The organism is Caulobacter segnis (assembly GCF_029543125.1).
Lineage (GTDB): Bacteria > Pseudomonadota > Alphaproteobacteria > Caulobacterales > Caulobacteraceae > Caulobacter > Caulobacter segnis_D.
The window spans coordinates 574,170-588,329 of record NZ_JARQWW010000003.1; the positions used below are offsets into that span (position 1 = coordinate 574,170).

At 68.4% G+C, this 14,160-nt stretch carries 13 protein-coding genes; 9 read left to right on the forward strand and 4 right to left on the reverse strand.

Going from position 1 to position 14,160, the window contains the following annotated elements; translation table 11 throughout:
* Positions 1–142: 142 nt before the first annotated feature.
* The 3 genes from P7B02_RS11830 to P7B02_RS11840 are packed head-to-tail and all read left to right on the forward strand — an operon-like array spanning position 143 to position 2,567.
* A complete protein-coding gene (locus tag P7B02_RS11830) occupies positions 143–1,408 on the forward strand; it encodes a diguanylate cyclase domain-containing protein (protein ID WP_277786545.1) in 1,266 nt (421 codons plus the stop codon).
* An 8-nt stretch (positions 1,409–1,416) separates the two neighbouring features.
* The gene (locus P7B02_RS11835; protein ID WP_277786546.1) at positions 1,417–2,055 is read left to right on the forward strand and encodes a DsbA family oxidoreductase; all 639 of its coding nucleotides are present in this window, start codon (positions 1,417–1,419) and stop codon (positions 2,053–2,055) included.
* Positions 2,052–2,567: a CcdC protein domain-containing protein gene (locus P7B02_RS11840; protein WP_277786547.1), complete on the forward strand. Its 516-nt coding sequence runs from the start codon at positions 2,052–2,054 to the stop codon at positions 2,565–2,567. Before P7B02_RS11835 ends, P7B02_RS11840 begins: the two co-directional genes overlap by 4 nt.
* Here the strand turns inward: P7B02_RS11840 and mfd are convergent.
* A complete protein-coding gene (mfd, locus tag P7B02_RS11845; protein ID WP_277786548.1) occupies positions 2,564–6,034 on the reverse strand; it encodes a transcription-repair coupling factor in 3,471 nt (1,156 codons plus the stop codon). The two genes, P7B02_RS11840 and mfd, sit on opposite strands and share 4 nt — an antisense overlap.
* Before the next feature lie 15 nt (positions 6,035–6,049).
* Positions 6,050–6,367, reverse strand: coding sequence for a succinate dehydrogenase assembly factor 2 (locus P7B02_RS11850; protein WP_347276652.1), 318 nt, complete (start codon positions 6,365–6,367; stop codon positions 6,050–6,052).
* 96 nt (positions 6,368–6,463) lie between these two features.
* Here P7B02_RS11850 and P7B02_RS11855 point away from each other — a divergent pair, with 96 nt between their 5' ends.
* The 4 genes from P7B02_RS11855 (at position 6,464) to P7B02_RS11870 (ending at position 9,079) form a co-directional block, all read left to right on the forward strand.
* The gene (locus tag P7B02_RS11855) at positions 6,464–6,925 is read left to right on the forward strand and encodes a GNAT family N-acetyltransferase (RefSeq protein ID WP_431355808.1); all 462 of its coding nucleotides are present in this window, start codon (positions 6,464–6,466) and stop codon (positions 6,923–6,925) included.
* 87 nt (positions 6,926–7,012) lie between these two features.
* Positions 7,013–7,402, forward strand: a complete 390-nt coding sequence (locus tag P7B02_RS11860; RefSeq protein WP_277786550.1) for a YciI family protein — start codon at positions 7,013–7,015, stop codon at positions 7,400–7,402.
* Entirely contained in the window at positions 7,399–8,652 is a 1,254-nt protein-coding gene (locus P7B02_RS11865) for an RNA polymerase sigma factor (protein WP_277786551.1), read from the forward strand. The genes P7B02_RS11860 and P7B02_RS11865 overlap by 4 nt, the downstream gene beginning before the upstream one ends.
* 46 nt (positions 8,653–8,698) lie before the next feature.
* Positions 8,699–9,079 carry a DUF1801 domain-containing protein gene (locus P7B02_RS11870; protein ID WP_277786552.1) on the forward strand — a complete coding sequence of 127 codons (381 nt, stop codon included), beginning with the start codon at positions 8,699–8,701 and terminating at the stop codon, positions 9,077–9,079.
* Here P7B02_RS11870 and P7B02_RS11875 read toward each other — a convergent pair.
* Positions 9,076–9,546, reverse strand: coding sequence for a hypothetical protein (locus tag P7B02_RS11875; RefSeq protein WP_277786553.1), 471 nt, complete (start codon positions 9,544–9,546; stop codon positions 9,076–9,078). The two genes, P7B02_RS11870 and P7B02_RS11875, sit on opposite strands and share 4 nt — an antisense overlap.
* Positions 9,547–9,638: 92 nt before the next feature.
* Here P7B02_RS11875 and rnr point away from each other — a divergent pair, with 92 nt between their 5' ends.
* Positions 9,639–11,957: a ribonuclease R gene (rnr, locus tag P7B02_RS11880; RefSeq protein ID WP_277786554.1), complete on the forward strand. Its 2,319-nt coding sequence runs from the start codon at positions 9,639–9,641 to the stop codon at positions 11,955–11,957.
* 18 nt (positions 11,958–11,975) lie between these two features.
* Here the strand turns inward: rnr and P7B02_RS11885 are convergent, their stop codons facing one another.
* The gene (locus P7B02_RS11885; protein WP_277786555.1) at positions 11,976–13,283 is read right to left on the reverse strand and encodes an amidohydrolase; all 1,308 of its coding nucleotides are present in this window, start codon (positions 13,281–13,283) and stop codon (positions 11,976–11,978) included.
* A gap of 124 nt (positions 13,284–13,407) precedes the next feature.
* On the opposite strand from P7B02_RS11885, the gene P7B02_RS11890 reads away from it, so the two are divergent.
* Positions 13,408–14,139: an NUDIX hydrolase gene (locus P7B02_RS11890; RefSeq protein WP_277786556.1), complete on the forward strand. Its 732-nt coding sequence runs from the start codon at positions 13,408–13,410 to the stop codon at positions 14,137–14,139.
* Positions 14,140–14,160: the final 21 nt, after the last annotated feature.

Sequence of the window (14,160 nt, forward strand, 5' to 3'; positions counted from 1 at the left end):
GGGCGCGCGCTTCTGATACTGTCGCCATTCCGAATCTGGAAGGCGATGGAAATCGTCGCCGTCGGTGTTTCAACCTGGTTCTTAGGTCTTGTCTCAGCCTCGCCTCCTGATCATCGCGCGTGACGACACGCAGGCTGGCCCCTTGGCCGAAGGGCTCGACCGCCTCGGCTGGCGGACCGTAACGGGCCGAGGCCCCGGCGCCGCCCTGGCCGCCATCGACGATTTCCCGATCGAAGCGGCGATCATCGACCTCGAAAGCGGCCCGGACCTCGTCAGCCTCGCCAAGCATCTGAAGGCCGCCGCCGCCCCGCGCCACCTGCCGATCATCGCCCTGGGCATCCCGCCCCTGGGGGAGGACCGGCAAGGCTTCGACCTGATCCTCGGCCACCCCGTCCACCCGGCCCAGGCCGTTCTTCGCATCGAATCCCTCGTGCGCACCGCCATCGCCGAGGAGGAGTTCGAACTTCGCCGCGAAACCTTCGCCGACCGCGACAAGCCCCTGGCGCCCGTGGAGCCGTCGGATCAGCCCTACCGCATCCTGGCCATCGGCGAGCCGGCTCCGCAGTTCCTGGCCCTGTCCAACACGCTCAAGAGCTTCGGGGTCGAAGTCACGGGCGCCTTCACCGCCTACACCGCCTTCGACTACCTGCACGAACGCCCCTTTGACGCGGTGATCCTGTGGGCCGGCGAGAACCGGCAGGAGGCGCTGTCCATCGCCTCGGGCCTGCGCCGCAACACCCGCCTCTTCCACATCCCCGCCCTGCTCTATCTGGGCGCGGCGTCCGAGATCACGCCGACGGAGGCCTTCCACAAGGGCGTCTCCGACGTGGCCGTCCACGGCACGCCGGAGGACGAGACCGCCCGCCGCATGATCGAGCTGGCCCGCGCCCATCGCTATGGCGAGGCTGTGCGCGGCGGCCTGGAGAAGGCGCGCAGCTGCGGCCTGATGGATGTGGCCACCGGCCTCTTCACCCGCGACCTGTTCGCCGCCCACCTCGCCCGCCAGGCCGGGGCGGCCGTCAGCCGCGCCCGCCCCCTGTCCGTGGCGGTCCTGAAGATCGCCGAGAAGCCCGGCCTCGCCCAGATCCGCGCCGGCGGCTGGGTCGACCGGGCGGTGCCACAGATCGGCTCCATGATCGGCCGGCTCGTCCGCGCCGAGGACACCGCCGCCCGCCTGGCGCCGGAAGTCTTCGCCCTGTCCCTGCCCGCCACCAACGAGGCCCAGGCCCGCGCGGCCGCCGAACGCATCGCCGCCGTCATCAGCTGCACCGCCTTCGACGCCGGCGACGGCAAGAAGCCTTTCGTTTGCGATTTCGACATCGGCGTCGCCCAGGTCCGGGGTGAAGAAGGCGCGGCAAAGGCGCTCGAACGTGCCGCGGCTCTGGCCTTGCGGCCCGTAGCCCGCTAGGAGGCGCCATGCCTCTCGCCATCGACTTCATCGCCGACGTCGTGTGCCCCTGGTGCTATCTGGGCTGGAAGCGCCTGCAGCAGGCCCTCGCCCTGCGCCCGGACGTCGAAGGCGTGATCACCTGGCGGCCCTATCAGCTGGATCCGAGCCTTCCCGAAGAAGGCGTGGACCGCGCCGCCTATATGGCCGCCAAGTTCCCGGACAAGGCCCGCCTGCAAGCCGTTCACGACGAACTCGTCCGCCAGGCCGCCGAGTGCGGCGTGACCATGAACTTCGCCATCATCGACAAGGCGCCCAACACTGGCGCGGCCCAACGCCTGATCCGCTGGGCCGGCGGCGCCGGTGTCCAGGGCGAGGTGGCCGAGGCCGTGATGGCCGCCTACTTCACCGAAGGTCGCGACATCGGCGATCCGGTCGTCCTGGCCGATATCGCTGAAGCCGCCGGCATGGACCGCCTCACGGTCCTCAAGCTGTTGTCCGAAGGCGCTGACCGCGAGGTCGTCGCCCACGAGCACCAGATGGCCGTGCGCGGCGGCGTCACCGGGGTGCCCTTCACGATCTTCGGCGGCAAGGTCGCCGTAGTCGGGGCCGAAAGCGCCGAGAACATGGCACGCGCCATCGACAAGGCGCTGGAGATGTCAGCGTGACCCTGGATCAGGTCGCTCACTACTGGCCCTACATCGCCGTGCCGATCGCGGCCGTGGTGGTGATGATCCGCCTGCACCGCATGAAGAAGCACCGCCCCATGCGGCTGGAGATGATCTGGGTTCTGCCCACGGCCATGGCCGTCCTGTGCGGTCTGCTGCTCTGGCGCTTCCCGCCCGAGGGGCTGGAATGGCTTTGGCTGGGGGCGATCTTCGCCCTCGGCGGGGCGGTCGGCTGGCATCGTGGACGGATGGTCGACATCATCGTCTGCGATCAGACCTCCATACTGAAGATGAAGGCCACGCCCGCGGCGATCTTCATGTTCGTGGGCCTGGTGCTGTTTCGCGCCGCCCTGCGCCCGATCCTGGAGGTGGAGTCCGCCGCCTGGCACGTGCGCGCCGCCCTGATCACCGACGGCTTCATCGTCTTTGCCGTCGGCTTGGTTATCATGGCGCGCATCGAGATGGGCACGCGGGCCCTGCGCCTCCTGCATCAGGCGAGGACGGCGGCCTAAGCCGTCTTCGCCAGTTTCGCCAGCTCGGTCAGGATCCGCTCGGCGGCGTTCAGACGGTCCTTGGGCGTATCCCACTCGCCCTTCACCACCAGCTTCTGGTCAGGCCGCACCTTCCAGGCCGCGCCATGCTTGGCCACGAACTGGATCAGGCCCATGGGGTTGGCGAACTCGTCGTTGCGGAAGGTCGCTACGGCGCCCTTCGGCCCCACGTCGATCTTGGCGACATTGGCTTCGCGGCACAGCCCCTTGATCCCGACGACCTTGAGCAGGCTGTCAGCCTCCGGCGGCAGCGGGCCGAACCGGTCGATCAGCTCGGCGGCCAGAGCTTCCCGGTCCTGCGCCTTTTCGGCTTCCGACAGACGGCGATAAAGCGACAGGCGCACGTTCAGGTCCGGCACGTAATCATCCGGAATCATCACCGCCGCCCCGGCGTTGATGATCGGCGACCAGCCGCGGTCCGCGAACAGGCCCACATCCTTGCCGGCGCGCTCCTTCAGCTCGGCGACCGCGTCTTCCAGCATCTGCTGGTAGAGCTCGACCCCGATCTCCTTGATGTGGCCGCTTTGCTCGTCGCCCAGCAGATTGCCGCCGCCCCGGATATCCAGGTCGTGGCTGGCCAGCTGGAAGCCGGCGCCCAGGCTGTCGAGGGATTGCAGCACCTTCAGCCGCTTCTCGGCCGACAGGGTCAGTTGTTTCTCCACCGGCGTGGTCAGATAGGCATAGGCGCGCGCCTTGGACCGGCCGACCCGGCCGCGGATCTGATAGAGCTGCGCCAGGCCGAACATGTCCGCCCGGTGGACGATCAGCGTGTTGGCGCTGGGAATGTCCAGGCCGCTCTCCACGATGGTCGTCGCCAGCAGCACGTCGTACTGCCCGTCGTAGAAGGCGGTCATCACCTCCTCGAGCTGGGTCGGCGCCATCTGGCCGTGACCGACGATGACCTTGATCTCGGGCACCTGCTCTCGCAGGAACTTCTCGATGTCGGTCAGGTCCTTCAGGCGCGGCACCACGTAATAGGCCTGACCGCCGCGGTACTTCTCGCGCAGCAGCGCCTCGCGGATCGTCACCGGATCGAACGGGCTGATGAAGGTGCGCACCGCCAGGCGGTCCACCGGCGGCGTGGCGATGATCGACATCTCGCGGATGCCCGACAGCGCCATCTGCAATGTGCGCGGGATCGGCGTCGCCGTCAGGGTCAGCATATGCACGTCGGCGCGAAGCTCCTTGAGCTTCTCCTTGTGCTTCACCCCGAAGTGCTGCTCCTCGTCGACGATGACCAGGCCCAGGTCCTTGAAGGCCACCTGCTTGGACAGCACCGCATGGGTGCCGACCACGATCTCGAACTCGCCGTTGGCCAGACCGTCGCGGGTCTCGCTGGCTTCCTTGGCCGGGGCCAGGCGCGACAGGCGGCGCACCTTGATCGGCCAGCCCTGGAAGCGCTCGACGAAGGTCTTGTAGTGCTGACGGGCCAGCAAGGTCGTCGGACAGACGACCGCCACCTGCTTGCCGCTCATGGCCACGACAAAGGCCGCGCGCAGCGCAACCTCGGTCTTGCCGAAGCCCACGTCGCCGCAGATCAGGCGATCCATCGGCTTGCCGGAGCCCAGATCGTTCAGCACGTCGGCGATGGCGTTGAGCTGATCGTCCGTCTCCTCGTACGGGAAGCGGGCGCAGAACTCGTCGAACACGCCCGACGGCGGATCGGTCTCCTCCACCGACTTCACCGAGCGGGCGGCGGCGATGGCGATCAGGCCTTCGGCCATCTCGCGCAGGCGTTCCTTGGCGCGCGCCTTCCGCGACTGCCAGGCGGCCCCGCCCAACTTGTCCAGCACCGCATCCTCGCCGTCCGCGCCATAGCGCGTCAGCAGGTCGATGTTCTCCACCGGCAGATACAGCTTGGAGTCGCCCGCATAGTGCAGCTCCAGGCAGTCGTGCGGCGCCTCCTGGACCTCCAGCGTCTTCAGGCCCTCGTACCGACCGATGCCGTGGTCGATGTGGACCACCAGATCGCCCTGGGTCAGGGCGCTGGCCTCGGCCAGGAAGTTGGCGGCCCGGCGCTTCTTCCTCGGCCGCGCCAGACGGTCGCCCAGGATGTCGGTCTCGGCGATGACCACCAGGGTCTCGGTCTCGAATCCGGCGTCCAGCGGCAGCACCACGCGCAGCGGCGTCTTGGGATCGGCCGCCTTGGCCGCCTGCCAGTACGGCGCGAAGTTGATCTTCTTGACGCCATGGTCGCCCAGCATCGAACCCAGGCGTTCGGACGAGCCCTCGGTCCAGCTGGCGAACAGCACCCGCTTGCCGGCCGCGATCTGGCGGTTGGCGTAGTCAGCCACCGCCTCGAACAGATTGCCGCTGTCGGTCTGGCGCTCGGCGGCGAAGGTGCGGCCCAGCTTGGCGCCCATGTCCACCACCTGCTCGCCCTCGGTCAGGAAGGGCGTGAAGCGGCGATTGGCCCGATGGCTGATGCGCTGCTCCCACTCGGCGGCGTCCATATAGAGCGCGCGCGGCTCCAGCGGCCGGTAGGCGCTTTTACGGTCGGCGGCGGCGCGGGCGTCGTAGGCATCCTCGATCATCGCCAGACGCTCGTCCCGCGCCTCCGTCGCCAGGTGATCGACGCCGATCAGGGTATGCGGCGGCAGGTAGTCGAAGATGGTCTCCATCTTCTCGTACAGCAGCGGCAACCAGTGCTCGAGACCGGCGCGGCGCGAACCTTCGCTGACAGCGGCGTACAGCGCGTCCTCGCCCGGGGCGCCGAAGCGGCTCACATAGCCCTTGCGGAAACGGCTGATCGCATCGGCGTCCAGCAGCGCCTCGCTGACGGGCAGCAGGTCGATCTCCTTCAGCTGCTTGGTGGAGCGCTGGGTCTCGGGATCGAAGGCCCGGATGCTCTCCAGCGTGTCGCCGAAGAGGTCCAGGCGCACCGGCTCCTCGGCCGCCGGCGGGAAGACGTCGATCACGCCGCCCCGGATGGCGAACTCGCCCCGATCCGACACCGTGGAGGCGCGGACATAGCCGTTGATGGCGAAATAGCGCTCCAGGTCGGCCACATCGACGCTGTTGCCGACCTTGGCCGCATAACCCGCGCGGCTGACCACGCTCTTGTCCGGCACCCGTTGCAGGGCCGCCGGCGCGGCGACTACCAGGATGGCCGGCTTCTTCGCGTCGAACCCGCGCGCCAGCCGCGCCAGGGTCGCCATGCGCTGAGCGCTGACGCCCGAGGTCGGGCCGATGCGGTCGTAGGGAAGGCAGTCCCAAGACGGGAACAGCGCCGTCTCGACCTCCGGCGCGAAGAACTTCAGCGCCTCGATAAAGGCCCCGGCCCGCGCCGCGTCGCGGGCGATGAACACCGACAGCCCGCCGCGCGCCCGCGCGACATCGGCCATCACCAGGGCGTCGAACCCCTCCGGCGCGCCGGCAAGGTCGAGGCGACCATCGTCCTTGGCGATGCGTTTGGCGTCGTAAGCCATGAAATTCCCTAGAGTTTAGGCGCCCTGCCCTTGGCCCCGCGCGGCGTGCGCCTCGAAGCGGAAGGTCTTCAGCATGTCCATCACGTCGTGATCGAACGCCGCCGGCGTCGAAAAGCGCCCGATGATCCAGCCGTAGATGTCGTGATCGTTCTCCTCCATGAGCGTCTCGAACCGATCGAGCTGCTCCGGGGTCAGGAGATGCACATGATTGTCCGCGAACGGCCCCAAAATGAGGTCCGCTTCACGAAAGCCGCGATGCCAGGCCCGAAACCTGATCTTCTTCAGTCGTACGTCATCCATGGGCACGGGCGGATATAGGCGCGCGCCGCCCATTAGACCAGCAGCTTCGATTGCTTTTCGGGGGGCGACGCCGCGATCGGTTGCCAACCCACGATGCGCCGCTTAACCCGCAGACTTTGGGGGAGCGTGATGTTGCATATCGTTGAAGACGACCTCGAAGGCGCCGCGACGCTGGAGCTGCTGGACCTGCACCTGGCCGGAATGCACGAGCATACGCCGCCAGGCTACGTCCACGCCTTCGACGTCTCGCATCTGAAGGTTCCGGAGATCACCTTCTGGACCGCCCGCTCCGGTGACCGGGTGGCCGGCATGGCGGCTCTGCGGATGCTGGACGACGGCCTCGGCGAGCTGAAATCCATGCGCACCCACCCCGACTTCCTGCGTCGGGGCGTGGCGGCGGCGCTGCTGGAGCATGCGATCGCGACGGCGAAGCAACGCGGTCTTTCCCGGCTGAGCCTGGAGACCGGCAGCGGCCCCGGCTTCGACGCCGCCCTCATGCTCTACCGCCAACGCGGCTTCAAGAACGGCCCGGCCTTCGGCGGCTACCAGGCCACGGACTTCAACCAGTTCCTGCACCTCGATCTGGCCTGAAGGCGATCTCGCGAAAAAATCCGCCACGCCGTGTCGGGTCCGGGCATAGTCCCCCGTCCTTGGGTCATGAACAGGACGGGATATCCCATGCAGTACGCCATCCTCTGCTACAATCAGGAAGACGTCGTCGGCGCCTGGACCAAGGAGGAAGATGACGCCGTCATGGCCCGCCTCATGGTGGTCCAGACCAACCTGGCCAAGCAGGGCAAGCTTGGCCCCACGGCCCGCCTGCTGCCCACCACCTCCGCCACGACCCTGCGCAAGACCGCAGGCGAACCCATGGTGATCGACGGCCCCTTCGCCGAGACGAAGGAGCAGTTCCTCGGCTTCTACGTGGTCAACTGCGACACGCTGGAAGAGGTCATCCAGATCGCCAAGGACCTGGCCATCGCCAATCCCGGCGTAGGCTCCTACGAAATCCGCCCCGTCGGGGTCTTCTTCCCCCATGGCGCTCCGCAGGAAGCCATCGACGCATGACCGACCTGGACTGGATCGAGGCGGCGATCACCGCGGCCCGACCCCAGGCCGTCGGCGCCCTCCTGCGCTACTTCCGTGACCTCGACGCCGCCGAGGAGGCGTTTCAGGAAGCGTGCCTGCGTGCTCTGAAAAGCTGGCCGCGCAACGGCCCGCCCCGCGACGCCGCCGCCTGGCTCATCCTGGTGGGCCGCAACAGCGGCGTGGACGCGGTGCGCAAGCAGGCCCGCCTCACCGCCCTTCCGGATGAGGCCGCCATCTCGGACCTCGACGATGTGGAGGACGGCGTCGTCGAAACCCTGGACGCCGACCACTACCGCGACGACGTCCTGCGCCTGCTGTTCATCTGCTGCCACCCGGACCTGCCGGCCACCCAGCAGATCGCCCTGGCCCTGCGCATCGTCTCCGGCTTGACCGTGAAGCAGATCGCCCGCGCCTTCCTGGTCAGCGAGGCGGCCATGGAGCAGCGGATCACCCGCGCCAAGGCCCGCATCGGCGCCGGCGACGCCTCCTTCGAGACCCCGGGGCCCATCGAGCGCGCCGAGCGGTTCGAAGCCGTGGCCGCCATGCTCTATCTGGTCTTCAATGAAGGCTATTCCGGCGCCGCCGATCCGGCCCGCGCCGGCTTGGCGGATGAGGCCATCCGTTTGTCACGCCTGCTGCTGCGCCTGTTCAAGACCGAGCCGGAGATCATGGGTCTGACCGCCCTGCTCCTGTTGCAGCACGCCCGCTCCGCCGCCCGCTTCGACGCCGAAGGCCAGGTGATCCTGCTTGAGGATCAGGACCGAAGCCGCTGGAGCCGCACGATGATCGCCGAGGGCTTGGCCCTGGTCGACAAGGCCGTGCGCCACCAGCGCCCCGGGGTCTACCAGATCCAGGCCGCCATCGCCGCCCTTCACGCTCGCGCGGCGACGCCCGCCGATACCGACTGGCCGCAGATCGACCGGCTCTACGCCGCGCTTGAGCATATGCAGCCCTCGCCCGTCGTCACCCTGAACCGGGCGGTGGCTGTGTCAAAGGTCGCGGGACCTGAGAAGGCCCTGGCCCTGATCGAGCCCCTGGCCGACCGCCTGGCCAACTACTTCCATTTCCACGGCCTGCGTGGCGGTCTGCTGCTGCAGCTGAACCGTCAGGCCGAAGCCCGCACGGCCTTCGACCGCGCCATCGCCCTGGCCGGCACGCCCGCCGAGGCCGCGCACATCCGCACCCACCTGGACCGCATCCTCAAGGAAACCGGCCTCGCTGCCGAATGATCGGCATCGACTGGCCCGCCAGGGCATAACCCGGTAAGCGCACCCCATGAGGATGACCCGCGAACTCGAAGGCTACATGTCGGCCCTCGCCCACCCCATGCGGGCGCAGGTGGAGACGGTGCTCGTCGCAATGCTCTCCGAGGACGCCGACATCGCGGCGGGCGTTAAGTGGAACGCCCCCAGCTTCACCTGGAAAGGCGAAGACCGGGTCACCTTCCGCCTGCATCCAAAGGGCTGGCTTCAGCTCATCCTGCATCGGGGCGCCAAGCCGCGCGACGGCGCCTTCGCGTTCGAGGACCCGACCGGCCTGATCACGTGGCTGGCCCCTGACCGCGGCATGATCGAGCTGAGGGATTCAACGGCGGTGGCGACCAACCTGCCGGCCGTCGTCGCCGTCAGCCGCGCCTGGATGGTGGCGACCGCCTAAAAGGTGTCGAGCCGGGCGATCACCAGGCAGGTGGGCTCGCCGCTCTCCAGCGACACCAGCACCGACTTGCCCTGCTTGGGGGCAAAGAACGCCGCCTTGTCCGGCATCTCCACCCCGACCATGCCAGGACTGGAGAACCGGCAGACCGGATAGGTCTTGCCGCTCCGGCCGCCGTCGGCGTGCAAGAGCGTGCATTCCATGTGACCCAGCCGGCGCTCGAACCGGACGCCTTCATATTCAGTGGCCCTGGCCTTGGGCAGGGCCGCGCCGTCATAGCCGGCCCGAGTGACTGTCGGGCAAGGCTCCCCGGGCATCGACCAGGCCTTCGCCTCGGCCACATTGGCGTTCCGCTGCTTGATCATCTTTGGAATGAAGGACGCCGGCAGCAGCACCGCCAGCCCGCCTAGCACGAGCCAAAGGATCGGCGGCTTCTTGCGAACCTTCAGAACCCCATAGTCGTTCGTCATGCCAAACACCTCCAGCACGCCGAGGAGCTTTGCAAAACGCGCCTGCTGCTGACAAGCGGGACAATCGCCCCCGATGCGCGTTACACACGGTCATGGCCAAACGCCCGCCCCTGAACAAGACCGCCCGCCCGCCGCAAGGGCTCCCTGACAAGGAAACCCTGCTGAAGTTCCTGCGTGAGGCGGGGGAAGCCGACAAGGCCGACATCGCCCGCGCCTTCGGGCTGAAGGGCGCCGACCGCCGGGCCCTGCGCGACATGCTGAAGTCCCTCAACGCCGAAGGCGCCCTGGGCAAACGCGGCCGCAAGGGCTTCGCCGAGCGCGGCGCCCTGCCGGAAGTCGGCGTGGTCGAGGTGGCGGAGCGTGACCCCGACGGGGATCTCTACGTCCAGCTCATGCGAGCCGAGGACGCCGACCTGATCCGTCTGGCCCCCGACCGCAACGAGGCCGCCGCGGGAGCCCCCGGCCTGGGCGACCGCCTGCTGGTCCGCTTCGAGAAGCTGGAGAACGGTGAGACCGAAGCCCGCATGATCAAGCGCCTGGGCCAGAGCGCCCACCGCCTGCTCGGCGTCATCCGCAAGCACCGCCGTGAGGTCCGCGTCGAGCCTGTCGACCGCAAGGTCAAGGAAAGCCTGCTGATCCCGGAAGCCGAGGCCGGCGACCTGAAGGACGGCGATCTGGTCCTGGCCGCCATCGGCCAGTCCTCCAGCCGCTACGGCCCCAAGCGCGGCAAGATTCTGGAGGTCCTGGGCCGCGAGGATGATCCCAAGGCCGCCAGCCTGATCGCCATCCACTCGCACGGCATCCGCACCGGCTTCTCCGAGCAGGCAGAGGCGGAAGCCGAAGCCGCCGAGGCGCCGACCCTGTCAGGTCGCGAGGACCTGCGCGACCTGCCCTTCGTCACCATCGACCCGGTGGACGCGCGCGACCACGACGACGCCGTCTACGCCCATCCCGATCCGTCGGAGAAGAACCCGGGCGGCTGGGTCGTCTGGGTCGCCATCGCCGACGTGGCCGCCTATGTCCGCGCAGGCTCGGCCCTGGACCGCGAGGCCCGCGACAAGGGCAACAGCGTCTATTTCCCCGACCGCGTCGAGCCGATGCTGCCCGAGCGCCTGTCCAACGGCCTGTGCTCCCTGCGCGAGGGGGAGAACCGCGCCACCTTGGCCGTGCGCATGGTCTTCGACGCCAGCGGCCGCAAGATCAGCCACCGCTTCGTGCGCGGCCTGATGCGCTCGGCCGCCAAGCTGTCCTATGAGCAGGCCCAGGCGGCCATCGACGGCATGCCCGACGACAAGGCCGGCCCGCTGCTGGAGCCGATCCTCCAGCCGCTATGGATTGCCTATCGCGTTATGCTGAAGGGCCGCGAGGCCCGCGCCCCGCTCAAGATCATGAGCGAGGAGCGCAAGATCGCCATCAGCCCCGAGGGCGAGGTCGTCTCCATCAACCGCCGCGTCTCCCTCGAAGCTCACCAGCTCATCGAGGAGATGATGATCCAGGCCAACGTCTCGGCCGCCGAGACGCTGGAAGGCAAGAAGACGCCCCTGATCTACCGTGTCCACGACACGCCCAGCCAAGAGAAGGTGTTCAGCCTCGCCGACTTCCTCGGCACCCTGGGCATCAACTGGAACAAGGGCGAGGCGCCGCGCACCGATCGCTTCAACAAGCTGCTCGACGAGACGCGCGAGGGGCCGCACAGCGACATCGTCAACGAGATCGTCCTGCGCACCCAGATGCAGGCGCACTACTCCACCGACAATATCGGCCACTTCGGCCTGAACCTGGACCGCTACGCCCACTTCACCAGCCCGATCCGCCGCTACGCCGACCTGATCGTCCATCGCGGCCTGATCCGCTCGCTCGGCCTGGGCGACGACGGCCTGACCGATCAGGACATCAGCCAGCTGCGCGATACGGCCGAGCACATCACCCACTCCGAGCGCCGCGCCATGGCGGCGGAGCGGGACGCCACCGACCGCTATGTCGCCGCGTTTCTTCAAGACCGCGTGGGCGCCGACTTCACGGGCCGCATCACCGGCGTCACCCGCTTTGGCCTGTTCGTGCGTCTGGCGGAGACCGGGGCGGACGGCCTTGTGCCTGTCTCCACCCTGGGCGGCGAGTACTTCGTCCACGACGACCGCATGCACGCCCTGGTGGGTGAGCGCACCGGCCGCCGCTGGCCGCTGGGCATGACGGTGGAGGTTCGCCTGATCGAGGCCACGCCCGTCACCGGCGGCCTGGTCTTCGAAATGCTCAGCGAGCCCATGGCCGCCGACAAGTCCCTGCCACAGCCCCGCCTGGGCATACGCAAGCGGGGCGGCCCGCCGCCCGGCGTCCGTCTGTCCAAGAAGGCCGGCAAGGGCGCCCGCAAGGACAAGGGCGCTCCGAAGAAGAAGGGCGCGCGCAAGCGTTAGGCGCGCGCCGCCTCGTCCCTATTTCGCGGCCTTGGAGTCCAGATAGTCCATGGCCAGGGTCACGTGGGCCTTCACCCCGGTCTCCAGCACCTTCTCGTCGATGTCGAAGAAGGGCGAGTGGTTTACCGGGCTCTCACCGGCCTTGTACTGCGCCTTGCGGCCGCCGAGTTGCAGGTACAGGCCGGGCACTTTCTGGGCGAAGAACGAGAAGTCCTCGGCCCCCGTCACCAGGTCGCCGTTCGGCTCGATCTTGCCGCCTGCCGCACGCGCCAGGCTCGGCTGCGCCCACTTGGTCAGGGCCGGGTCGTTGTAGGTCACCGGATAGAAGCCGTCGAAGCCGACCTCCGCGGTGGCGCCCCAGGTGTCGGCGATGCCCTTCACGGTCTTTTCGATGCGCGCCTTGGCGTCCGCATTGCGCGCATCGGAGAAGGTGCGCAGCGTCCCTTCCATCACAAAGTCCTCGGGGATGATGTTGTTGCGCACCCCGCCATGCATGGTGGCGATGGTGATGATGGTCGGCGAGGCCGTCACATCCAGTTGACGCGCCGCCACGCCGTTCAGGGCGGTGACGATCTCCGACGCCGCCGAAGACAGGTCCACGCCGCTCCACGGCCGGGCGCCATGGGTTTGACGGCCCTTCAGCTTGATCGTGATGCGGTCGGCGCTGGCGTAGAACCCGCCGGAACGCCAGTTCAGCACGCCCGGCTCGCCCGGGCCGATATGAATGCCGAAGATCGCATCGACCTTCGGGCTGTTGAGCACGCCCTCCTTGACCATCACCTGCGCGCCGCCGATGCCCGCGCCGGCCTGCATGCCCTCTTCGGCGGGCTGGAAGATCAGCACGACCGTGCCCCGGATCTGGTCCTTCATGCCGGCCAGCACCTCGGCCGCGCCCATCAGCATGGCGATGTGTGTGTCATGGCCGCAGGCGTGCATGACGGGGACTTCCTTGCCCTCCCACACGCCCTTGGCCTTGGACGCGAACGGCAGGCCGGTTTTCTCCTCCACCGGCAGGCCGTCCATGTCGGCGCGCAAGGCCACCACGCCGCCCGGCTTGCCGCCCTTCAGCACGCCGACGACGCCGGTCTTGGCCACGCCGGTGCGGACCTCGAAGCCCAGGTCCTTCAGGTGCTTGGCGACGATCCCCGCCGTGCGGGTCTCCTGCTCGCCCAGTTCGGGATGCTGGTGGAAATCACGTCGCCAGGTGACGACCTTCGGCTGGATCTTCGCCGCCGCCGCCGCGATCGCTTCGGTGGTGGCCGCCTGCGCGACCTGACCCGAAACCAGCGCGGCCGCAGCCGCCAGACCCAAACTCACAACGCGCATGGCTCAAACCCCCGCAAAATCCGGGTTGCAACCTCTCCGGCGACAGAAGCGCGGTCAAGCAGATCACGCGATTGACGCTACGGCGCCTCTTTTCGCGTCAGCGAAAGAGCCTAACCTGCCTTGCATGGCTGAACCGACTTTGGACGCTGAGTACGACCCCCTCACCCACGGCGCCTTGCGAAAGGCGGGCGCGGCGGCGGTCGCCACACGCCATGCCGCCACGCTGATCGTGGTCCGCCGGGACGGTCCGTCCCCGCGCGTGCTCATGGGACGCCGAAACGGCGGCCACGCCTTCATGCCCGGCAAATGGGTGTTCCCGGGCGGCCGCGTCGACCGCACCGACTTCACCGCCCCTTCGGCCACGGACCTGCCCGCCGAGGTCCTGGGCCAGCTGTCGGACGCTCCTCGGCACAAGAGCATCACCCTGCCCCGCGCTCTGGGCATGGCCGCGATCCGCGAGACGTTCGAGGAGGCCGGCCTGCTGCTGGCCAAACCCATTCCGCCGCGTCCCGGCGCGGGTCCATGGCGGGATTTCCTGGCCGCCGGCGCCGCGCCGGACCTTTCGGCCCTGACCTATGTGGCCCGCGCCATCACGCCGCCCTATCGCCCTCGCCGCTTCGACGCGCGCTTCTTCATGGCCGAGGCGGACCGCCTGATCAGCCTGGAGCGCCGCCCGGGGGACGGAGAGCTGGACGAGATCGGCTGGCTGTCCTTGGATGAAGCCCTGACGCTGGAGGAGCTGCCCGCCATCACCCGCTTCGTGGTGCAGGAGGTGGCCGAGCGCCTGAAACAGCCCGGCCGCCCGATCCCCTACATGCGCTTTCTCAACGGCCGCCGGAAGCTGGTCTATCTTTGAAAGCAGACAGGCGCACATATG